Source organism: Echinicola arenosa, from assembly GCF_014841125.1.
In the GTDB taxonomy this organism is placed as follows: Bacteria; Bacteroidota; Bacteroidia; order Cytophagales; family Cyclobacteriaceae; genus Echinicola; species Echinicola arenosa.
The window spans coordinates 33,344-56,161 of the sequence record NZ_JACYTQ010000006.1 but is presented as its reverse complement, the minus strand read 5'-3'; the positions used below and the strand labels follow the sequence as shown (position 1 = coordinate 56,161).

At 43.0% G+C, this 22,818-nt stretch carries 17 protein-coding genes; 6 read left to right on the top strand and 11 right to left on the bottom strand.

The annotated features are described in order from the left end of the window. The first annotated feature begins 60 nt into the window (after positions 1-60). The 3 genes from IFO69_RS15700 to IFO69_RS15690 are packed head-to-tail and all read left to right on the top strand — an operon-like array spanning position 61 to position 3,734. The gene (locus IFO69_RS15700) at positions 61-1,761 is read left to right on the top strand and encodes a 1-acyl-sn-glycerol-3-phosphate acyltransferase (protein WP_192011085.1); all 1,701 of its coding nucleotides are present in this window, start codon (positions 61-63) and stop codon (positions 1,759-1,761) included. After that, positions 1,736-2,800, top strand: coding sequence for an NAD(P)H-dependent glycerol-3-phosphate dehydrogenase (locus tag IFO69_RS15695; protein ID WP_192011084.1), 1,065 nt, complete (start codon positions 1,736-1,738; stop codon positions 2,798-2,800). Before IFO69_RS15700 ends, IFO69_RS15695 begins: the two co-directional genes overlap by 26 nt. A gap of 37 nt (positions 2,801-2,837) precedes the next feature. Next, positions 2,838-3,734, top strand: a complete 897-nt coding sequence (locus IFO69_RS15690) for an SMP-30/gluconolactonase/LRE family protein (RefSeq protein WP_192011083.1) — start codon at positions 2,838-2,840, stop codon at positions 3,732-3,734. 11 nt (positions 3,735-3,745) lie between these two features. Here IFO69_RS15690 and IFO69_RS15685 read toward each other — a convergent pair whose 3' ends face one another. The 4 genes from IFO69_RS15685 to IFO69_RS15670 all read right to left on the bottom strand — a co-directional run bounded on the left by IFO69_RS15685 (position 3,746) and on the right by IFO69_RS15670 (position 8,917). Next, on the bottom strand, positions 3,746-4,777 hold the full coding sequence (locus tag IFO69_RS15685; protein WP_225444171.1) for a phosphotriesterase family protein: 1,032 nt from the start codon (positions 4,775-4,777) through the stop codon (positions 3,746-3,748). 129 nt (positions 4,778-4,906) lie between these two features. Beyond that, complete coding sequence (locus IFO69_RS15680; protein WP_192011082.1) at positions 4,907-6,487, bottom strand: M81 family metallopeptidase; 1,581 nt, start codon at positions 6,485-6,487, stop codon at positions 4,907-4,909. A gap of 132 nt (positions 6,488-6,619) precedes the next feature. Beyond that, a complete protein-coding gene (locus IFO69_RS15675; RefSeq protein ID WP_192011081.1) occupies positions 6,620-7,855 on the bottom strand; it encodes a M48 family metallopeptidase in 1,236 nt (411 codons plus the stop codon). Between the two features lie 12 nt (positions 7,856-7,867). Then, positions 7,868-8,917: a PorP/SprF family type IX secretion system membrane protein gene (locus tag IFO69_RS15670; protein ID WP_192011080.1), complete on the bottom strand. Its 1,050-nt coding sequence runs from the start codon at positions 8,915-8,917 to the stop codon at positions 7,868-7,870. A gap of 78 nt (positions 8,918-8,995) precedes the next feature. Between IFO69_RS15670 and IFO69_RS15665 the strand changes: the two genes are divergently transcribed. From IFO69_RS15665 to IFO69_RS15655, 3 genes are all read left to right on the top strand, one after another. Then, entirely contained in the window at positions 8,996-14,605 is a 5,610-nt protein-coding gene (locus IFO69_RS15665) for a T9SS type B sorting domain-containing protein (protein WP_192011079.1), read from the top strand. A gap of 2 nt (positions 14,606-14,607) precedes the next feature. After that, a complete protein-coding gene (gene yaaA, locus IFO69_RS15660; RefSeq protein ID WP_192011078.1) occupies positions 14,608-15,360 on the top strand; it encodes a peroxide stress protein YaaA in 753 nt (250 codons plus the stop codon). Between the two features lie 76 nt (positions 15,361-15,436). Then, positions 15,437-15,799 carry a septal ring lytic transglycosylase RlpA family protein gene (locus tag IFO69_RS15655; RefSeq protein WP_192011077.1) on the top strand — a complete coding sequence of 121 codons (363 nt, stop codon included), beginning with the start codon at positions 15,437-15,439 and terminating at the stop codon, positions 15,797-15,799. A 60-nt stretch (positions 15,800-15,859) separates the two neighbouring features. Here the strand turns inward: IFO69_RS15655 and IFO69_RS15650 are convergent, their stop codons facing one another. From IFO69_RS15650 to IFO69_RS15620, 7 genes are all read right to left on the bottom strand, one after another. Continuing rightward, positions 15,860-17,059: a phosphoglycerate kinase gene (locus IFO69_RS15650; RefSeq protein ID WP_192011076.1), complete on the bottom strand. Its 1,200-nt coding sequence runs from the start codon at positions 17,057-17,059 to the stop codon at positions 15,860-15,862. A gap of 34 nt (positions 17,060-17,093) precedes the next feature. Continuing rightward, the gene (locus IFO69_RS15645; RefSeq protein ID WP_192011075.1) at positions 17,094-18,056 is read right to left on the bottom strand and encodes an L-threonylcarbamoyladenylate synthase; all 963 of its coding nucleotides are present in this window, start codon (positions 18,054-18,056) and stop codon (positions 17,094-17,096) included. Further along, entirely contained in the window at positions 18,056-18,772 is a 717-nt protein-coding gene (locus IFO69_RS15640) for a tetratricopeptide repeat protein (protein ID WP_236252667.1), read from the bottom strand. Before IFO69_RS15640 ends, IFO69_RS15645 begins: the two co-directional genes overlap by 1 nt. A gap of 173 nt (positions 18,773-18,945) precedes the next feature. Next, a complete protein-coding gene (locus tag IFO69_RS15635) occupies positions 18,946-19,497 on the bottom strand; it encodes an NUDIX hydrolase (RefSeq protein WP_192011074.1) in 552 nt (183 codons plus the stop codon). Positions 19,498-19,502: 5 nt separating this feature from the next. After that, entirely contained in the window at positions 19,503-20,084 is a 582-nt protein-coding gene (locus IFO69_RS15630) for a hypothetical protein (RefSeq protein ID WP_192011073.1), read from the bottom strand. Next, positions 20,081-22,003, bottom strand: a complete 1,923-nt coding sequence (locus tag IFO69_RS15625; RefSeq protein ID WP_192011072.1) for a RecQ family ATP-dependent DNA helicase — start codon at positions 22,001-22,003, stop codon at positions 20,081-20,083. Before IFO69_RS15625 ends, IFO69_RS15630 begins: the two co-directional genes overlap by 4 nt. Position 22,004: 1 nt before the next feature. Continuing rightward, positions 22,005-22,781: an enoyl-CoA hydratase/isomerase family protein gene (locus IFO69_RS15620; RefSeq protein ID WP_192011071.1), complete on the bottom strand. Its 777-nt coding sequence runs from the start codon at positions 22,779-22,781 to the stop codon at positions 22,005-22,007. Between the last annotated feature and the right edge of the window lie 37 nt (positions 22,782-22,818).

The window sequence follows — 22,818 nt, the reverse complement described above, 5'->3', positions numbered from 1 at the left end:
TGCTTGTTATCAAAGCTTCATTTTTTCATTATCTTTGACAAATCATCAAATCTAATCCCCTTGACTGACGATTATATCAAACATAAATACGACCCCATTCTTCCCCGGAAAGATGAGTGGCCGGTGGTGAAGCTTTCCAAAAACAGAAAAGAATTTGTCCAAACCATAGCTTCCCATAGCAGCGATAGGATCATCAACATCACGGGAAACAATTTAGATCTTCTCAAGGAAGAACTCGAGACCACCCTTTACCGGGAAAGAATGAGAGTAAAGCAAAACCCTTGGTTGGTAGATCCAGATGATGAAGAGGATTTTTGGTCTGGTGTTAAATCTACCTTGGTGCAACTCTCCTCAGAAACCCATAGCACAGAAGAAGACAGAAAAGCGGGGTACCATAAAATCCTTGACAGCATCACCACGCGTTATGCTGAAGAAATCGCCAGTAATTTCAAACACAGTCATTACAAGGCCACTAGAAAAATTGTAACTTTTGGCTTTTCCCGACTGCTCAATGCTGGGAGAGTAAAGGGTTTCGGGTCGATCTTCAGTAAGCAATACACCCTTCAGGACAAAATCCAGATCATTGGTGAGACGGATCAAATCAGGGATCTTGCTTCCAAAGGAACGATAGTCATGGTCCCTACCCATTTCAGCAACCTGGACAGTATTTTGATTGGTTGGACCATCAGCACTTTGGGCATGCCACCATTTATTTATGGTGCCGGACTCAACTTATTTAACATCCAGATTTTTGCCTACTTTATGAATGCCCTTGGTGCTTATAAAGTCGACAGAAGAAAAAAGAATTTACTGTATAGGGAAACCTTGAAAACCTATTCCAGTGAGGCTATCCAGTTTGGATGTCACAGCCTTTTCTTTCCAGGAGGAACTCGATCTAGAAGTGGCAAAATTGAATCCAAACTAAAACTAGGATTGCTCAGCACCGCAATAGAAGCGCAAAGAGCCAACTATGAGCAAGGGCTGAACGATATCAGTGGAAAAGTATTCATTGTTCCTGTCACGATCAACTATCACTTCGTATTGGAAGCTCCCAGTTTGATCAAAGAACACTTGAGCTTAACCGGTCAAGAAAGGTACTATAAGGAAACAGATGAATTTTCCACTTCTTATAAAATCTCAAAGTTCCTGGTAAAGTTTTTCACCAAAGGATCTGATATTTCCGTATCCATTGGACAAGCCATGGATATCCTCGGGAACTATGTGGACAAAGATGGAAACAGCCTAGATAGAAACAACCGCGTCATTGATTGCCGTGACTATTTCCTTTCCGATGGAAAAGTGACGGTAGATCCTCAGCGGGAAGAAGTGTATACTCACAAACTAGGAGAACGGATAGTTGAGGAATTTCATAAAATCAACAGGATTTTCAGCAGTCACCTTGTTGCCTTTACTGCTTTTCAGATGATCAAAAAGAAAAACAGTAAAATGGACCTTTTCAACCTGCTAAGACTACCAGATGACGAACTGATCTTGGAATACAATGATTTCAGGTCAGAATGCCAAAGGGTACTGAACCGAATCATGGAAATCCGTAGTGAAGGACTAGTTCATGTGGCTCCCCATTTAAAGCAAGGCCTAGACGAAATCATTTCTCATGGCTTGGCCAATGTGGGGATGTACCATGCCAAAAGACCACTTATCAAAAACTCTGACAATAAAATCACCACGCAGGACATGAGCCTCCTGTATTTTTACCACAACAGACTTGACGGATATGACCTTGAAAAGCTCTTCAAATAATTTTGACAAACCTGTCGGGGTGATTGGAATTGGCAGTTTTGGTACAGCCATCGCCAATATTCTTGCCGAAAAAAGTAAAGTAATCGTTTATGCCCGAAAGCAGGAAATCGTTGACGAAATCAACTTTCAACATAGTGCGGAAGGAAGGAGCCTCCACCACAATATATCGGCTACAACTGATCCTGAAATAATTTGCGACTCCTGTGAAGTCATGTTCCCAGTGATTTCTTCATCAGGTTTTAGGGAGGTCATGCAAAAATTCGCTCCTTTTCTCCACCCTTACCATATTCTGATCCACGGCACCAAAGGCCTTGCCCTCAATCTCCCCGGTGACAAAAGCCTAGAAGATGTCAGCAAGATCAAAAGGGAGAATATATGCACCATGAGTGAGGTAATCCTCAATGAAACAGTAGTGGTTAGGGTTGGCTGTTTGGCTGGTCCAAATCTTGCCAAGGAACTTTCAAAAGGACAACCAGCCGCTACCGTAGTCGCTAGTAGATTCAATGAGGTTATTGTGGAAGGTCAAAGGCTTCTGCGATCTGACAAATTCCAAGTATATGGAAACCAAGATATCATAGGCGTAGAACTTAGTGGCGTACTCAAAAACACCATTGCCATAGCTTCAGGTGCATTGGCCGGATTAGGTTTGGGAGAAAATGCACGCGGACTCCTTATTTCTCGAGGCATGGTTGAACTGATTCACTTAGGAAATGCACTTGGTGGACAAACTCAATCCTTTATCGGCTTAGCAGGCATTGGAGACCTAGTGGCCACTTGCAGCTCTACGCTTTCCAGAAACTATACTGTTGGCTACCGTCTGGCCCAAGGTGAAACCTTAGAGCAAATCAATGACAGTATGGAAGAAGTCGCTGAAGGCATCAATACGGTTAAACTCATGAAAACTTTCCTAGAGGGAACAGGCATGCGCGCCCCAATCACTGAAAATCTCTACAAAGTCCTTTTTGAAGGTTTTAAGGTGGAAGATGCCTTATACTACTTGATGAAATATCCATTCAATGTGGATATTGATTTTCTGTAGGAAGAAATTTGGAAACTCAAATGACCATTTAAGCTTTATGAAAAACCTTTCTATCTTTTATTTTCTGATCGCTTTCAGCTTACTTTTCTCCTGCAAAAGTAGTCAAGAGCTACTTTACACAGATGGCCCCACCCCTGCCTTAGTGGCTGATGGCTTTGCATTTACGGAAGGCCCCGCGGTAGCTCCCAATGGGGATATCTATTTTACTGACCAGCCTAATAACCGCATTCATCTTTGGTCTGCTGAAACAGGAAAAGTAACTGTCTATATGGAAAATGCTGGAAGAGCCAATGGTTTATTCTTTGATCAAGAGGGCAATTTATTGGCCTGTGCCGATGAAAAATTCCAATTATGGCAAATTGACAAAAACAAAAATGTAAAGATATTGGTGGATGGCTTTGAGGAAAAGGATTTTAACGGCCCCAATGACCTTTGGGTAGATCAAAAAGGAGGAATTTACTTTACCGACCCTTATTACCAGCGTGAATATTGGGAAAGGCAAAAAATGGAGATGGAAAGCCAGCGGGTTTACTATAGAAATCCTGAAAACAAAGAAGTGAAAGTAGTGGCAGACCATTTTGTGAGACCAAATGGTATTATCGGCACAAAAGATGGTAAAACACTTTATATCGCTGATATTGGAGACAAGAAAACCTACAAATACACCGTTCACAAGGATGGAAGCCTTGGTGAGCCTCAACTTTTTACCGCACTGGGATCTGATGGCATGACCATCGATGAGAAGGGGAATGTTTACCTTACTAGCAATGGTGTCACTGTCTTTAATCCTCAAGGGCAGCAAATTGGCCATATCCCCGTCCCTCAAAAATGGACAGCTAATGTTACTTTTGGAGGAAAGGACAGAAAAACCCTTTTTATCACTGCCAGTACAGCTGTTTATACAGTAGACATGAATATTAAAGGAGCTAAATAAGAGTATTCAAATTAATCTTCATTTGAAGGGCGCCCTAAGCTTTTAACTGAAATTCCAAAAGCTTTGGCAGGGTTGACTTTCAAGAGCGTGTTAATATCATGTTGGGTAAAGCCCTGCTCTTCTAAAGCTGGGAGGAGCTCCTTAAAAATCCGGGTGTAGCCAACAATATTTTGATCTGTCTTTTGAGGATCATACCATCCCGCATCATGTGAAATCAATACCTGGTCCAAAATCCCATTTTCCTTGGCAAAGACCAACTTCTCCAAATGCTTCTTCATCTCCCAACCTAAGCCATCAAAACTAATCCAACACCCTGAATCGGCTGCTTTTAAGTATTGAGTCATATCCTCCTCTGCTTGGGCGTGCACCCAAATAAACGCGCTTGGAGAAACATTGAGACCCTTTAAAATGTCTAATTGTGGCCACAAACCCTTAGCCGCTCCAGTGTGAGAGGCAATGGTCAGCCCAGTCTTAAGGTGTGTTTTAGCTGCTGCTTTCACCAGTTTGGCATCCATGACCTCAAGTGGGGCCAAATTATCTACGCTTATCTTTATAAACCCAGGCTTGATTCCTGTATCTTCTATTCCATTTTCAAATTCACTTATCCAACTTTCAGCCAATTGGTCATCAGTCCATTGGTAGGCATATTCAGGTATATGTTTGTTGTTGACCGCACCATACAAACCTGTATTAGTAATAATGGCAATACCAGACTTCTCTGAAAACTGTTGGAGCAAACCAACGTCCCGTCCTAAAAAATTTGGAGTAGGATCAACAAAATAATGTACACCATAGGTATGTAGATCACTTAAATAAGGAAGCATTACCTTTAACACCTTTTCATCGACCCAATCCTCTTGAGAAATACTATCGGCACCAATAAAGTCCACTAATAAATGCTCATGCGTCAACCATACTTTAGAGGTATCTATCTCATTTGTGCCATTAACGGTCTGAATAAATGGCATATCCTTACTTCGAGAACAAGAATGAAAGGACAAGCACAAGACGACAATGATGATATATACTGGGTCATTTCTCATATGGAATAAATTAAATACCTCCAATTAATTTACCATCCTTTCCTTTTCAATCAAATGCCAATGACCTAAAAAAGCCTCTTACTAATGATATAAGAGGCCTTGAAAAGTTTTAATAAGTAATTTGGAAGCTTATTCATGGGATAAAGGAATCCACTGGACTGATAAATCAGGATCTTCCATACCTGCATCAAACGGGAACATTGGCCTTTTGATACGGTTATATTCCAGGCGCATCAAGTCCTGATCCACTCCGCCTGGGGTCAAAGCAAGCAGCCAGTCAGCCCTCATGTTGTAGAGTTCAGGTACAAGGTATCCTATCTTTACGACCACTATATCTGTCTCTTTTGGGTTCAATCCTAAATTGGTAAAGTCACTTTCATGATGATAAGGCTTGCGCTTATTAGTCACTATTACATGTACACTTCCTACTTTGACCACAACTTCTGTTTCTGCGTCCCTGTCACCATGTTCGATGGCTTCCACGGTTCCTTTCAAATTAATCGGCCCAGCATATCTATTATCAACAGCTGCTCCCACAGGTGCATCGACCTCTCCGCCTACACCTGCTTCAACAGCAGCCTTTATCAATTCAGGCCCTGGGATGGACGCATAGATCAAGCTGGGGCCATCTGCTGATTTAAATTCTGGTCTAGCCAAAATTTCCCTCAAAGTCCAGGTCACATCTCCCGCTCCACCAGCAGTGGGATTGTCACCTGAATCACTGATCATAAATGGTACTTTATCACTCTTCAATGCAGCATCCAAAGCCTCTTCAAGCGTAGCAGTTGGTGCTACAAAATCAAACTCATCTCTAACCGCCCAAAAACTTTTAGCCAAATCTTCAGCTGTCTGACCCACCTTTTCTTTATCATCTCCGGTGACCATCACCACTCCATGATTGCGAGGTTCATCAGCCCAAGCATAACCAATCCAGATGGCAGCATCTACTACTCCTTCTTGATCGGCAGCAGGAGCTACCTTGGCATATAAACTTTTCCCAGGCTCAATTCTTGTACTGGTTTTTTCTCCAGGCAATAAGATCGGCACTGGAATATAGGCTTTATAGGCTGGCTTACCCTCACCACTTTCCAGTCTTTCCAAAAGGTTGCCCATGGCTCTTTTTTTGGATTCCATAGCATCCTCATGAGGTGCTAAGCGATAGCAAGTGATGATATCAGAATGCTTTGCCAGCTTATGAGAAACATTGCCGTGCAAATCCATAGAAGTAGAAATAATTGGCTCGTCACCGATTACTTCACGAATTCTCTCAATCATATCTCCTTCAGGATCGTCCAGCCCCTGGACACTCATGGCACCATGAATATCAAAGAATAAACCATCATAAGGACCATTTTCTTTCAACATAGTGAGGGTCTTTCCCATTAAAGACTCATAAGCCTCCTTACTGACAATTCCACCTGGAATAGCATGGCCTTTTACCGTGGGAATCCATTCTGCTCTTTTTCTATTGGTCGAATCGGGTGCCATAAAGGGATAATAAGAAAATATATCGTCTCCGGTCTTGGCATGAAATGCAGCTTCCTCTGTAACAGCAGGAGAAAAAGTACTGGATTCTATTGCCAATCCTGCAATGGCTATGCGAGGCAAGGAAGAAGATTCTTCTTGCTCTGCGGAAGGGTTACAGGAAATCAACCCAACTACAGCAAACAACAAAACAAAGAATTTGGTGAGGGTGAGTGTTTTTTGCATAAATGAAGTTTTTACGTAATTCAACTAATTTAAATAAAAATTTCATCAATGTTTAACCATTCATCAAGTTCTCAACTGCATTTGTGACTATTCCATCAATTTAATATTAAAAAGAAAAATCATAGAGACCTATCAGGGTAATTCAAGCTTCTCCAACCTGGCCAAGAGCGGGGGATGGGAATAGTTAACAAATACATGCAATGGGTGTGGGTTGATCTGTGTCAAGGTTTTGACGGAAAGGGTTTTGAGCGCACTGGCCAACGGTTCTCCCGCGTAAGTCTCTTTGGCATAGCGGTCTGCTTCAAACTCATTCTTTCTACTCAATATATTCATCCCAATTCCCAAAAGAGTTGATATGGGAGAAAAAAGCAATACAAAACCTATAAGGTTGAGATGCACTGCTACCCTTTCACCGCCAAGTGCTTGACTAATTGCTTCACTGTTCACAAACAATGATAAAATAAACAACATCACACCTACTTGAAGCACGCTCAGCACCATGCTTTGAAGGATGTGCTTTTTCTTGTAGTGGCCAATTTCATGTGCCAATACTGCTACCAATTCTTCTGTCGTATTTTGATTGATCAAAGTGTCATACAGCACAACTTTCTTCTGTTTCCCAATTCCAGAGAAAAAAGCATTGGCTTTCGTTGACCGGGTGCTACCGTCAATGACAAAAACATTCTCCAAAGAAAAGCCTACCGAATTGGCATAAGCCATGATACTTTCTTTTAGCTCACCTTCTACCAAAGGTGTCAACTTATTGAAAAGAGGTAAAATCCATGAAGTATAAAACATATTCAGCAGCACCATAAAAAAGGCAGCCACGGCCCAGAAATAGAGCCAAAATGAAGCCCCCAACTGATCGATCAACCAAAGCAACAAGGCCAACAACCCTCCACCAAGAACAATACCAAGCACATAGCCCTTCAACTTGTCCAGCACAAAAGTCTTATGGGTAGTTTTGTTAAAACCAAAATCCTCTTCAATCTTAAATGTATGATAGTAGTCAAAAGGCAGTGACAAAAGGTCTGATGCAATAAAAAGCAATCCAAAGAAAATCAAAGATTGCCAAACGGGGTTTTCCACCCATCCACTTACCCAAGTATCCATAGCGCCAAAAGTTCCCCAAAAAATCAAGCCCAAGGTCACCACAAATGAAAGTAAGCCTGTAAGTAAACTGAAACGATAATTTGTCTTTTGGTAAGCTTTTGATTCTTTTAATTTCTCTTGGTCCAGATGGCTGATAAGTGTTCTTGGAACAACGGGTACCTTTTGGTTTACATTCAACCAACTTATCCATTTATCAAAAAAGAAACCGGCCATAATCAAGCCGATCATCAGGTATTTCAATCCTTCTGCGCTCATGCCGCAAATCTACTAAAATTTGGGACAAGGCAACAAGGTCTCTCTTAATCGTGGTGCTCCAGGGTTACGATCTGGAAATCGATAGGAAATACTGATTTCATGCGCTCCACCGGACTGTATTCCTAACTGAGACACCGTATAATCAAAACTATAGCCAATATCAAGTCCAGTTGGAAGGCTGACGCCTAGTAGCATAACCAAAGCATCCCGATTACTTTCACTATTTAGGGGCTTATAAGGGAGTCCTCGATACCACAATCCGACAATCAGTGGCTCCGCATACAAGTAAGCCCCCATATCCAATTGCTCAAATGGCCCTTGTCTTTTGTAGTTTAGGGTAGGCACAAAATACCTTTGTCTATAGGTATGGGTAAAATCCCTTTTCATGGCTCCATGTCCCAGTGAAATCCGGTAACCGGCATGTGCGGAATATTTTCTAGGCAGTAAACTTTCATCCTCCAAAAATGATTGATTAGGTTGATTGATATGATGGACTGATGCACCAAACCAAAGGTTTTCTGTAAATAGCAAACCACCAAATGATAATGAGAGCATATTCACAGGTTCTCCCAAACCGGACAAGTCTGTATTTCCTGGCAAAGTAGGCCCAAAAGGATCTTCAGGATTGATTTGATTCGCGAACACCAGGTTTTCATAATAACCAATATCCCGACGAATATAACTGGCCTGAAAACCAGGGCGGAAGTAAACTGACTCGCCAATCCTCAATTCATAAGAGTAAATTCCGGAAATAGTCAAAGACCTTAAATCCGCAGCCCCCTCGACATCGTTCATAATCATAAGACCAAAGCCACTGTTATATTGCTCAAGGAATGTATCGGCGTACACTGAAAACGTATTGAACTGGGCATCCAAGCCAGGCCATTGGCTTCGATAATTAGCTCCAATACGTGTTTGTAAATCTGAACCTGCAAAAGCCGGGTTTAAATATAGTGGCGCTGCATAGTACTGACTATATTGAGGATCTTGTCCAAAACTATTGCCAGTAGAGAACGTTAATGCTAAAGCGCAAAAAACTAAATATATATAAGACCTAAACAAATATTTGTTCGTTTATTTGAGTAATATAAGCATATAAACGAAACCTAAGGAAAAGGTGTTTACTGCAGCCCGTAAATTATGAAAAGGACTCCTATTTACATAAATTTCAGATTGATTTATATTTTTTTCCTGATATTTTTGTGCCCTTCCATTTACAACATTACTCACGCCCAAGGCTATAACAATAACGAGTGGATTTTTGGCTACTGTGGACCTGGCACCGAAAATAACTACATTTCTTTCGGTAAAGGAGGCTCACCCAATGTAAACACCCTTCCCGGCAATGTAGTGGTCGGCCAAAACAATAATGCGATCGCTATCAACCCTATTACTGGAGAACCACTGTTTTATACCAACGGAGAACTGGTTTATAATTACCTCAACGAACCCATACAAGGCGCCCCTAATGGTATCAATGGGAATTTTGATGGCATTCAGACGGTGGCTATTTCTCCACTTAACTATGACCCAGAGGGAGAACAAACTTTTTATACCTTTTACATCAGCCCCAGTGGACAATTGCAATACGCTGTCATGGACATGAATGCCCAAGGTGCCGCTCCTGCCAACTCTCCACCAGCTGGAGAGGTAACCAGTCTTGATCACAACATTGGAACAGCTTCAGGTGCTATCGCAGTAGTCAAAACGCCCGATTCCCCCAGTTATCTGATCAGTTTTGAAAATGGACAGCTGGTATCTCGTGAAATCACGGATATTGAGGGTGATTTTATTGAAACGGACAACACAAGCCTTCCTATCACCCCTGAGCGAATTATCTTCGATGAAGCCACAGGCACTTTGATACTCATTCCTGAAAATCCCGAAGATGCTATTTATATTTCCAATTTTGACACGGCATCAGGAACATTTACTACTCCGGAGCCTATTGCAGAATCTCCAGGAACTGTTTCCAATCCACATGGTGGTGCCACTGTCTCCCCTGACGGGAATTATATTATTTATTCTCAAGGTGACAATATACAAAGGGTTCCCATCAATGACTTAAATGCACCAGCAGAGCAACTCCCTGTCCCTCCAAGTTCACTGGAGCCTGTCCAGCAAATTCATGATATCAAGATAGGACCTGACGGACAATTATACTATATCTATCAAGAGCCCAATAACGACGCCTTTTATGTTGGTACCATAGAAAACCCTGCCGAAGAAGAAATAACCGAGGTTATCGTTGACGCTGACCCTTTTGATGGCACAGATTTCTGTGGTGGTATTTTTCCTTCATTTGCACCCAACTCAGATATAGATGTCAATGTGGATTTCACTTGGTCTCCAGCAATGCCATGTATGAACAACCCTCTTCAGTTGACATCTACTTTGACTCCTCCAAATATCCCAATTGAGTCCTATGAGTGGGAGATTAGTCCTCCCCCTGTGGATGAAGATGGTGAAGAAATTGAAATGGACCTGACAGAGGAACATTTATTGATTCCTGCTGATGCCACCGGTGAACAAAACATTACCGTCACCTTGACTGTGACCTTGGCAGATGGAAGCACCGAAACAGTTTCCTACCCGATCACTTTTACTGAAAACAATTTACAGGCTAGCTTTACACCTTCTGACACCACCACTTGTTTACAATGTCTGGACCTCAATGAAATGCTGGAAGTGCAATCCAGTGAAGAAGGCCAAGGCGGTGGTTCTGGCGGTGGTGGCGGTGGAATTGGTATTCCAGGCAATGGAGGAGGGCAAGGGGGAGGCGGCAGTGGCTCTACCTATGAGTATTTCTGGTCCAATAAAAAAGAGGATGGCTGGATTCCTGAAGGGGCCAATGAAGTCTGCGAGCCAGGCACTTATTGGGTTTTGGCCCGTGAACCTGGCTCAACTTGCTACGTCTATGCAGAAACCACAATCAAAATGTGGGATCCGGTGGCCAATGAAAAAGTCAATGACCAAACCAATAACATATGGTACTTCGGGAATGGAGCCGGGCTGGACTTTAACCCTGACCCAGATAACCCCGACGGTCCTTTGCCAAGACCTGTTGAGGATCCTGGTTTCACTTGGGACATTCCTGCCGGAACCACTACTATTTCTGATCAGGCTGGCCAAGTACTTTTCTATACTGATGGACAAACTGTATGGGATTTGAATGGCAATGTCATGCAAGATGGGGATGACATTGGAGGAGATAACTCATCCGCTCAAAGTGTCATTGCTGTCAAAGTACCTCAGGAACAAACGCTATACTATCTCTTTACGACAGAGTCTTCTGGCGGAGGCAGCAATACCGTTAAATTCTCTTTGGTGGACATCAAAGGAGAAAACCAGCAAGGAGTGGGAAGTGTGGTCAGCAGTGATAACTTCCTATTTAGCCCTGGCACGGAACAGTCCGCTGCCATTGCCTCAGGAGACACCACTTGGGTCATGTTCCACGAACTCGGCAACAACACTTTTAGGGCTTACCCGGTCACCTCTGAGGGTGTTGGTCAATCTGTCAACAGCTCCGTAGGAACTGACCACGGCTTTAGCTCAGGGGTAGGTTCCATGAAATTCAGTCCTGACGGGGAAAAACTTGCCGTAACCATTGTTGATGAAAGTGGATGTAGTGTTGTAGATGTCTTTGACTTTGACGAAAGCACTGGTGAGCTCAGGGAATACGCCACTATAGACTTAGGATGCGATGATGAAGTCTATGGACTTGAATTTGGCAGTGACAGTAACAAGGTTTTTGTTTCCTATAAAAACGGAAAAGGCATTGAAGAATTCCCAATCAGTGGTACTGAAATTGATGAAGACGATGGCAGCACCAGCACCTGCCCTGACTGTTTCCAAAGTGCCAGTACCCAAGACGAAATCGAACAATGTATTCTAGCTAACAGATCAGTACTCTCAGGAAGTACTGGAGGAACACTTGGAGCCTTACAAATGGGCCCTGATGGACAAATTTATGTCTCAGTTGTAGGTGCTCCACAAGTAGGTCAAATCCAACCCGGAGCTGACTGCAACAATAGCACCTATAATCCACAGGGTCCCATCACCAACGGAACAAATAATTTAGGCCTTCCTTCCTATGTTCAAAACTCCGGCAGCAATGTACCTGACCCTGAAATTTCAGGTCCAGAAAGGCTTTGTTTGATCGAAGGTGAGGCGCTAGCAGAGTTTGAGGGAGCAGGAGAACCAGATATTGATTTTTACAATTGGGTAATCACTGATAGTGACGGACTTGAAGTATTTACCTATGCAGGTGAAGGTGACGACTTCCAGCTAATGGAATATGCGTTTGACTCAGCGGGTGTATACACCGTTAGTTTGGATGTGGAAAGATGCGGCAATCCAGAATACTACCGGGGCAGCATGGAAATTGAGATTGTTGCTCCACCTGAACTCACGCTACAGGATGATATCACGCTTTGTAGCGGAAACACCGTTACATTAACGGCCATTGACGGGTATGACCCCAGTGAGGGGTTGTATAATTTTGAATGGATAAACTCTGCTGGCGAGATCTTAGGGGACAGTACTTCCAATTCCATTGATGTCACAGAGGAAAGTATTTATACCGTCACGGTTAATCATGTGATTCCAGCAGGTGCTGATTCCACTTTCCAATCTTGTCCTGCCACCGCTTCAGTATTTGTTGGTCCAGCATTTGACTTTGAGGTCAATCAGGATGCGGAATCATCCTGCTATGAAGAGAACTATATTACCTTTGCTCCTGATACGCCTGTGAGTGGCGAATGGTCCTACCAGTTACAAGGCAGTAATGATACACCAACGATTTTGGGCGAAGGTTATGAGTGGGAAGTCAATGTAGAAGAACTTCCTGGCCCTGGGACATATGATATTATTTTCAGAGCAGATGACCCTATATTGCCCGGTTGTGTGGTCGAAAAAAGAGTAGAGTTGCTGGTTTCTCCATTGCCAGAACTTACCACCAATGTGATCAGCACCGCAACTGATTGCGCCACTCCTGACGGCAGCTTTGAGTTCACCATGCTTTCTGATGCAGACACCGTAACTGTAGTAGAAACAGGCGAAGTCTTCTTGGGTGTCACCGAAGGACAGACCATTGGGCCAATAGCAGACCTTTTGCCTGGTATCTACACCATAACTGCTGTCAATGGAGGCTGCTCATTTACAGAGACCGTAAGCATAGACAATGAAAATCCTCCAGCAGGATTTAGTTATACCATTAGCGTTAGCCCTGAATCTTGTGGACCAACGGGAGTGGATAATGGCAGCATCAGTATCATTCTGCAGGGAACTCCTAACACAGGGTCCTATGTCATTACCAGAGAAGACGATGGAGAGCAATTTACTGGGACTATCAATGGTGAAGTGAATGTTTCTTTGGAGGACGGAACCTATGCAGTGGAAGTTTCTGACCCCGCAGGCTGTGCGGTGCCTGATGCTCAAAATTACATAATTGAAAACCAAGGCTTGGTGTCCTTTAGTGTTCCGAGTAATGCCATTGCCTGTGAAGTGTTTTATTTTGCTCCTGAACCAGCGAATGGGGTCAATTATACCATCACTGGGCCCGATGGAAGTATTCTTACCCCACAGCCTAATGATCTATATGTCATGGATCAGGAAGGCGTGTATACGATTGTAGGCGAGGACCCAAATGGTGTTGAATGCCCACGAACCCGGGAAATGAACCTGACCCTTACCAATCAGGTTGAATATGAATTGGCGGACCCAATATTTGATTGCGAAAACGGGGTTCGGTATTTGGCTGAGCTTGGGGCTAACTTTAATGAAGAAGATTATAATTTCCTTTGGAGGAATACAGTAGGCGAAATCATTGGCAGGGGTATTTCTTTTGTTCCAAACAACCCTGGCGATTACTCTTTAGATGTCCAACCCAAGGTAGGCGCCGGCTGTCCAAGACCTCCAATTGAGTTTACTGTAGAACCATTTACAAGCAGGGTTCCAGTGGAACTGATCCTAGATGCCGGCATCTGTTCCAACAATCCAACAGGAACTATTCAGGCCGTATTTACAGCACCTGCTAGTTCAAATATTGAAACAGCGTGGTTTACGGTCGATGAGGATGGCGTCAGCTCACGCCTTCCAGAATTTGACGGCATGACCAGCATTCCCGTTACCCAGGAAGGGACTTATAGGGTAAGGCTTATCAACGAATCCTATGGCCAGCTTTGTGCAGTGGGCACGGACAGAATAGATGTTTTGAGTTCCAACGCTGAGGCTCCCCTATTACAACCGAGTTATACCATTTGCGCCATTGAAGGCGTGACGGAGACCTTGGACTCTTTGGGCAACTGGTCTGAATATGAGTGGTGGCTGGAAGATGATATGGTCAGTACAGATTCTACCTTCACCCCCACTTTGCCAGGGAACTACACCTTATTTGTAACAGATGAGGCAAGCTGTACTTTTGCCGTCAACTTTGAGGTCATTCAGGACTGTGCTCTGCTCATCACCACCCCGAATGCTTTGATCCCTGGAGATGAAAGCCGAAACTTCATTGTCTATGTCAATGACTTTGTAGACGAAATCAGTGTCTTGATCTACAACCGCTGGGGAGAGCTCATTTATCACTGTATAGAAGAAAATGTACCAGAAAATTCGCCTTTCTGTCAGTGGGATGGCTTGGTGAACGGAAAAAAAGTCCCTGTAGGAACCTATCCCGTAATAATCAAGTTTAAAAGCCGAGACCAAGCAATTGAGAAAACCATCAAAAAAGCAATAGTAGTAATCGAATAAATATGATCGCATTAATTTCTCCAGCCAAAACGCTGGATATGAGTACAGCTGATGTGCCCACGGCCACTCAGCCAGACTTTAAAACTGACATCAAAGCATTGGTATCGTTGATGAAAAAAAAGTCAGCTTCTGATATTCAAAAACTGATGAAAGTGAGTGAAAATATCGCCCAGTTGAATGAAGAAAGATACCGCACTTTCAACAAAGACTTCACGCTGGAAAACTCCAAACAAGCCCTTTTAGCCTTTAAAGGGGATGTCTACCGAAGCATGGATGTAGATAATTATTCAGAGGATGATCTCGTCTTTGCCCAAGATCATTTAAGAATCCTTTCCGGTCTATATGGACTACTCAAACCAATGGACCTGATCCAACCGTACAGGTTGGAAATGGGCATTAGCCTAGAGAACAAAAAAGGAAAAAACCTTTATGAATACTGGGGCACTAAAATCTCCAAGGCCATCAATGCAGCGGCCCAAGGTGAACCTATTATCAATTTGGCCTCTCAGGAATATGCCAAAGCCGTCGACAAAAAGGCATTGAAATCCCGCATCATCCATGTCAATTTCAAGGAACACCGAGACGGAAAATATAAGGTCATAGGGATTTTTGCCAAACAAGCTCGAGGGATGATGGCGGACTATATCATCAAAAACCGCATTACTTCTCCTGAAAAAATCAAACTCTTTAATGCAGAAGGCTATGAATTTTCTGAACCTCAAAGCAAAGAAAATGAGTGGATCTTCGTTAGGTAATTAGTTTACACCTTGAACAAATAAGCCATCAGTAAAACTATCCTGCTGATGGCTTATTCATTGCTATTAGCCAACTATGAAAAAACAGCTAACGCTCTGGATCCTCATTATATTGATTTTCAGCTCTTGTGCCACCTCCAAAAATCAATCTGCAAGGGTGGAAAAAGGAATGGCCAGCTACTATGCCAACAAGTTCAATGGAAGGAAAACCGCTAGTGGCGAGAAGTACCATCACAACCAGATGACGGCTGCTCACCGAACTTTGCCTTTTGGCACCATTGTGCAGATCAAAAATTTAAACAACGGCAAAACGGTTAAGGTACGCATCAATGACCGAGGGCCCTTTGTCAGAGGCAGAATCATTGACCTTTCCAAAAAAGCAGCCCGGCAATTGGACATGATCCGTGAGGGCGTTGTACCTGTGGAGATAAGATATTAATACAAAAAAAGGCTGCCTTCTAAGAAGCAGCCCTTACAGTTAATAGTCTTTAAATTATACTTAAGGCTCTAATGCTTTAACACCAGGAAGTACTTTACCTTCCATATGTTCTAGTAAAGCACCACCACCGGTAGAGACAAATGATACTTTATCCCCAAAGCCAAATTTGTTTATCGCAGCAGCAGAGTCACCTCCACCGATCAAGCTAAACGCACCACCTTCCGTAGCTTCGACCAAGGCCTCGGCTACCGCTTTGGTACCTTTATCAAAGCTCTCCATTTCAAATACACCCATTGGGCCATTCCAAAGAATGGTTTTCGAGTTTTTGATGACGTCAGAGAACAACTTACGGGTATCCACCCCGATATCCAGTCCCATCCATCCATCAGGAATTTCGCCACTTTTTGCAGTGCCTTGCTCAGCATCATTGGCAAATTCTTTGGAGGTAATGTTATCTACAGGCAAATAAAGATTGACTCCCTTTTCTTTGGCTTTAGCTTCCAATTCCTTGGTCAGTTCCATCTTGTCTGCTTCCAACAATGAATCACCAATAGATCCGCCTTTGGCTTTGGCAAAAGTATAAGACATCCCTCCACCGATAATCAAGTTGTCCACCTTATCCAAAAGCTTCTCGATAATCAAAATCTTATCAGAAATCTTCGCTCCTCCCATGATAGCCGTGAAAGGCCTCACAGGGTTTTCCAATACCTTATCTGCATTCTCCAACTCAGAAAGCATCAAGTAACCGCATACTTTATCATTAAAGAATTCTGCCACAATGGCTGTGGAAGCATGGGCACGGTGAGCTGTTCCAAAAGCATCATTGACATAGATGTCTCCTAATGAAGCTAGCTTACCAGCAAAATCTTTATCTCCCTTGGTTTCTTCAGGGTAGAACCTCAGGTTTTCAAGTAACAAAACTTCTCCACCCTTAAGAGCTGTCGCCAACTGCTTAGCTTCAGCACCAATACAATCAGGGGCAAATTTCACTGGTCTGTCCAAAGCTTTTTCCAAATCAAGCAAAATGTGCTTTAGGGAAAACTTATCTTCAGGTCCGGTTTTAGGCCTTCCCAAGTGTGACATCAAAACAACAGATCCTCCATCATTCAAAATTTTGTTGATGGTGGGCAGTGCTGCCTGGATTCTGGTATCATCAGTAACCTTTAAATCTCCATCCAAAGGCACATTAAAGTCTACTCTAACTAGGGCTCTTTTACCCTCAAAACTAAGGTTGTCAACAGATTTTATCCTACTGTTCATGGTTAAATAGGTTTTATATGATGTTTCTAAAATTCTATCTCGCTGAGGCTCTTCTCAAACGGTCATTGATGGCTTTTCCGAGTCCCTTTTCCGGAAGTTCTTCGGACAATATTACATTGACATTTTGATTGTCCAAGTACCTCATGGAAGCAAATAGGTTTTGTGCGGCCTCCTGAAAATCCCCTTCCTCACTGAGCACCCTTTGGTCTTCAGGATCTACCTGATCAAAAAGCTTATTAAAGCTTAACACTCCAAACTTTTCCCCCTTATTAAGGTAATGAGGGACCAACTGGTCCAAATCTCCCAATACAAAAGGAATACGTGGAGCATAATGGCTCTTCAGCATACCTGGAGATTTTGGATTACTACTGGATTGTGGTAATATAAGGACATTTCCTACTACCTTTTTGATTTCGGAAACTTCCACTCCTCCCAATCGGTAAATAATAACCTGGCCGTCTTCTACGCCCACAATGGTACTCTCCAAACCTACTTGACATGGACCTCCATCCAACACATACTGGATTTTTCCCCCAAGCTGATCGACCACATGGCTGGCTTGGGTAGGGCTAATATAACCAAAAGGATTGGCACTAGGAGCCGCCAATGGAAAATCAAGTGATAAAAGTAATTCTCTCGTCAAAGGATGGCTGGGCACCCTCACCGCTACCTGGTCCAAACCACTGGTCACTAAGTCTGGCACAATGGATTTTTTGGGAAGCAAAAGCGTCAATGGTCCAGGCCAAAACCCCTGAGCCAACTCTTTTAATTCCGGTAACAGCTCAGTAGTATAATCACCAATCTGCTCAATACTCCCGGTATGAACAATCAGCGGATCAAAACTAGGTCTGTTTTTGGTTTCAAAAATCTTACTGACAGCATCTGGGCTTAATGCATTTCCTGCCAAACCATAAACTGTCTCTGTAGGGATTCCTACCAACTCACCCGCTTCAAGGAGTTGTTTTGCTTTGCTAATATCCTTTCCGATTGTTGTCATCAAGATGCTGTATCACAAAATTCATCAATCCATTCCTTTGCACCAGTGTAGCCTAACTTTAAGGCTGTCTTAAGATGCATGCAGCCTTCCTCTTTTGTATTGGTCAGACTCATTTCCGTAACACCCAAAAGATAAAATGCTGCCCCATTTTGATCATCCAACTCCACGGATCTGTGCAGTGAATTGATCGCCTCCTCGGGGTTATTGTTGCCGATAAGTGCTTTTCCGCGGTTAAAGTGGGTAAGGGCCTGACTTGGATCTACTTGAAGTGCATTGTCAAAATCCAAAATGGCATCTTCATAGGCCTCCATTCCCAAAAGGGCCAAACCTCGATTGTAGTAAATATCTGTTTGGTTCGGGTCCAGTGAACTGGCTATATTGTAATTAATAACCGCTTGCTTGAATTCTTTTTTCTCCAAATAAGCATTGCCTAAATTCAGGTATGGCTTATAAGAAGTAGAGTCTTTTTCCATTGATGTCTTAAAAGAGGCTATGGCAGCGTCCCAATTCTCTTGTTCAAAAAATGCCACTCCCTTTGCATTATGGGCTTCTGTATTGTCTGGGTTGATTTCAATAACTTTATCAAAATAAGTAATTGACTCTTGATAGTTTCCGGACCTTAATTCCTTGACCCCTCTATCATAAAGCTCTTGCTCTGAGGGAGAACAGCCCATCAAGAGCCCGATCAATAAAGGAAGTAATATTATTTTTCTCACTTTTAGTAATTTTTCAGACAAAGATAAGAATTATAAGCGATATCGCAGTCTTTTTGCCTGATCTTTACCAAATACACAATCTCTTTGTCACTTAGGCCTTTCTGCAAGAAACAGATTTGATAATACTAGGCCTGTTCTTTTGAGCAAAAACCAAGCCTAAGGTGGTTTCGTTGTTAATAAACAAATTCTGACTTACTGGTCTTTTCCAGCATTCTCAGGATTGACTCATTGCCAGCAACCACATCTGGGACTGTTTCATAACTTACCCAAGCCAAATCTTTACTTTCTTTACTTATGGTCAAGGGCTCGTCCATGGCTGCTTCAATCAGAAAACGCACATCATAATGATAGTGCTGAGGGTCTTTAGCATTGGCGGGAATAATATGCTTATCAATATCAAAGATATAGCTGTCCACCAATTTCAGGGAAATCAGCCCACTCTCTTCACGGGCTTCAGTCATGGCAACCTCCATTAAGTTTTCATTTCCATCAGCATGACCACCTAATTGCAGCCAACGGCTCAACTTTCTATGATGGGTCAACAAAGCATGGGTGCGTGTTTTGTTGACTATCCAGGCGGATGCTGTAAAATGTCCTTCTTTCCTTTCTCTCTGAAAGGCTAATGGATCTTCAGTAAGAGCAATAAACTCAGCCACAAAATTTTTCTCTTCCTCAAATGGTGTCCGGTAGCTTTTCAGTATTTTTTTTAGTCCTTCTCTATTCATATAAATTACTGGGGGTTAAATATCGCTTCTATAAAGGCATCAAATGATCTGGCCTTGGTGTACAGCCGATCAGAATAGACCGTGACCAAGATTTTTATCATTTGAGGTTGGTGATTGACCGACACCTTTTCGATAGCAACATTCCCAAAAAGTTGGTCGGTCTGATCTGCATTGAAGGTTGCTTTGGGCTTTAAGTACTGTTTCTCGGTGACATTGACTCCGGGATCTTTTTCTTGAATGGTCCGGTCCAAACTCACCCTTTCATAACCTAAATCTACGATTCGCTGACCAAAAGCAAAGAAAAGTTGTGAAAAAGTTTTCGTTTTAAGGGGCAAATCGTATAAAATCGCTATTCCATTGGCATATGGCGACCTAAATACGAGCATTTCAGGGGTAATTTCCTCTCCAGTTTTTTGTAGATGATAGTTCTTATAGATCATTTCAAAGATAGACTTCCCCTCTTCTGAAGCCATCCAATTCTGTATTTCAACTGCCTCACCATCAGCTTGCGAAAAGTTTTCTTTATGAGTATAAGTCTCTCCGTTTCCGGGAAATAATTTCTTAAGAATAGTATCAACAAATTTCATTCAGTATTTCTCTTTATTCTACCGTCAGCTAAACTGATGATCAACCCTTCATCCTCCATTTCTCTCAACATCAAATGGGCCTTTTCATCATCACTGGCCAAATTGGCCTTAGCCAGTAGCTCCTTGTAAGTAAACAAATTCCCTGCATTTAAAGTTTGCATCAACCTTTCTTTGAGTTTGAAACTATGTGAGGCAAGATGGGAAGATCGCTTCTTATCTAGACAAACATCACAAACCCCACACTCCTCATCATTCTCTTCTCCAAAGTAAGTCAAAATCTGCTGGGTACGGCAAAGCAGGTTGTTTTCAACATACGCTACCATTGCCTTGGCTTTCTCTACACTGTTCCTCCTTCTTTCGTCAATTCTTTTGACATTCAGAGGCAATCTGCCTGCATCATGCCTAGGTGTGAGGAAGGTTACCTGAGGTTTGTCCTTTTTCTTATTATAGGCAGCTATCCCTAAGGTCTCCATCCTTTCCATCAGGCTGACCACTTGGCTTTCGGACATATTGAGCATTGCCCCGATTTTATCTTCACGGATCTTGAGGTACTCTGTAAACAACTCTCCCCCATACATTCTCAACAACACTTTGATCAATGGATCCAATGATGCCTGGGCTATTTGATAAGCGTACAGCTCACTTTGATTCACCAAAAAATGTAAAGTACTGGGGCTGTAAAAACCTTCACTAAGCTCCACCAGTCCTTCTTCCTGAAGCAGTTTGATAGCATTATACGTCAGCAAAAGGTCAAGGTTATATATCTCTGTAAAGGTTGTAATTTCAAAATCATAACTTACCATCAAACTACTCCCTACGGCAATGCGGTAGTAATTGGCCAAACTCTGGTAAACCCGCTTGATAAATTCCACTGGAGGGTAGGCCTGCTCGGCCCTTTCTTGCAAAAGGTCCATATCCCTATCATGAAATAGGATCACTGCAAAAGCTTTCCACTCATCTCTCCCTGCACGGCCCGCCTCTTGGTAATAATTCTCCAGATTTTCTGGTATATCCACATGGACTACCAGGCGGACGTCAGGCTTGTCTATCCCCATCCCAAATGCATTGGTGGCCACCATCACACGGATTTTATTCAGCTTCCAATCCTGCTGTCTGGCCTCTCGGACCGATTTGTCCAAGCCAGCATGGTAATAGGTGGCAGAAATACCCAATTGATGCAGGGCAATGGCCAATTCTTTGGTGGCCTTACGACTTCTCACATACACAATTGCCGAACCATTGACCTTCTGAAGAATTTCCATGGCTTTCTCCAGCTTATTTTCCGCCTTTCGGACAGCATAAGACAGATTCTTTCGAGCAAAAGACTTTATAAATATCTTAGGGTTATCAAGCTGTAATTTTTCAATAATATCCTCCTTAACCCTCAGGGTAGCTGATGCTGTAAGGGCAATAAAGGGGACATTAGGATGATAATTCCTCAACTCGGCAATTTCCAAATAGGGAGGCCTGAAATCATAACCCCACTGTGATATGCAATGCGCCTCATCAATGGCAATGAGGTTGACATTCATCCTTTTGAATCGCTCGATGAACAAGTCCGTCTTTAAACGCTCAGGAGAAACATATAAAAACTTATACCCACCATAGATGCAATTATCCAAAGTGGTATCTATTTCCCGTTTTCTCATGCCCGAATAAATGGCCGTGGCCAAAACACCTCTTCGGCGCAGGTTATCCACCTGGTCTTTCATCAGGGCTATCAGCGGGCTCACCACCACACAAATCCCTTCCTGCATCAAAGCCGGCACTTGGAAGCAAATGGATTTCCCACCACCTGTAGGCAGCAATGCCAAGGTGTCCTTTCCAGCCGCTACAGAAAGTACAATATCCTGCTGCATAGGCCTGAAATCATCATAGCCGAATACTTTCTTAAGAACGGATAATGCCTGGCTTTTCAACTTACCACTGGATTTTTTTCTTCTCTAAAAACGCAGCAATGCCTTTCTTACAGTCCTCAGAAGCCCGGGCCCTGGCATTCATTTGGGCTGCATAATCAAGGGCATCCTCCAAAGACATTTCCTGCACCTTCCCGATCATTTCTTTGGTCAAAGCCATCGATGAACCCGAGTTATGCTCTACCAAATGATTTGCCAATTCCTGCACTTTCTGATCCAAATCTTCAGGTTCTACCACCCCATTCACCAAGCCTACAGCCGCTGCCCGGGATGCCTCTATCAATTCTCCTCCCAATAACAATTCCTTCGCTTTCCCCTCTCCCAACTTCCTCAACAAAAACACCAATACCATTGCCGGCACAAAACCGATTTTCACTTCTGTATAGCCAAATTTGGCATGAGGAGCTGCATAAACAAAATCGCAGACGGAAACCAAGCCACAACCACCCGCCAAAGCGTGTCCTTGCACCTGAGCAATCACCAGTTTTGGGAAACTATAAAGCCGATAAAACAATGCCTTTAAGAGCTGGCTATCCAGCAAGTTTTCCTCATAGGTGTTCGTTTGCATCTTTTTGATGTCCTCCAGATCAGCCCCGCTGCAAAACACCTTACCCTCTGCTTTGATAATGACAACCTTGACCGTATTGTTTTGCTCGAATGCATCCAACGCCCCTTGAATCCCTTTGACCATGGCGGCATTCAAGGCGTTACGTTTTTCAGGTCTATTTAAAATAATATAGCCCAACCGGTCCTTTTGTTCAAGTTTGACTTGGTCTTCCATATTTATTGGTGCTTGGATAGTTGAAGATAGGTGTGGA

Bases quoted from the DNA above. Each gene is read 5' to 3' on its own strand.
- IFO69_RS15635 (WP_192011074.1), bottom strand. From the start codon at position 19,497: ATGAATAGAGAAGGACTAAAAAAAATACTGAAAAGCTACCGGACACCA.
- IFO69_RS15645 (WP_192011075.1), bottom strand. From the start codon at position 18,056: ATGACAACAATCGGAAAGGATATTAGCAAAGCAAAACAACTCCTTGAA.
- IFO69_RS15685 (WP_225444171.1), bottom strand. From the start codon at position 4,777: ATGAGAAATGACCCAGTATATATCATCATTGTCGTCTTGTGCTTGTCC.
- IFO69_RS15680 (WP_192011082.1), bottom strand. From the start codon at position 6,487: ATGCAAAAAACACTCACCCTCACCAAATTCTTTGTTTTGTTGTTTGCT.
- IFO69_RS15695 (WP_192011084.1), top strand. From the start codon at position 1,736: ATGACCTTGAAAAGCTCTTCAAATAATTTTGACAAACCTGTCGGGGTG.
- IFO69_RS15630 (WP_192011073.1), bottom strand. From the start codon at position 20,084: ATGAAATTTGTTGATACTATTCTTAAGAAATTATTTCCCGGAAACGGA.
- yaaA (WP_192011078.1), top strand. From the start codon at position 14,608: ATGATCGCATTAATTTCTCCAGCCAAAACGCTGGATATGAGTACAGCT.
- IFO69_RS15675 (WP_192011081.1), bottom strand. From the start codon at position 7,855: ATGAGCGCAGAAGGATTGAAATACCTGATGATCGGCTTGATTATGGCC.
- IFO69_RS15620 (WP_192011071.1), bottom strand. From the start codon at position 22,781: ATGGAAGACCAAGTCAAACTTGAACAAAAGGACCGGTTGGGCTATATT.
- IFO69_RS15665 (WP_192011079.1), top strand. From the start codon at position 8,996: ATGAAAAGGACTCCTATTTACATAAATTTCAGATTGATTTATATTTTT.
- IFO69_RS15690 (WP_192011083.1), top strand. From the start codon at position 2,838: ATGAAAAACCTTTCTATCTTTTATTTTCTGATCGCTTTCAGCTTACTT.
- IFO69_RS15650 (WP_192011076.1), bottom strand. From the start codon at position 17,059: ATGAACAGTAGGATAAAATCTGTTGACAACCTTAGTTTTGAGGGTAAA.
- IFO69_RS15655 (WP_192011077.1), top strand. From the start codon at position 15,437: ATGAAAAAACAGCTAACGCTCTGGATCCTCATTATATTGATTTTCAGC.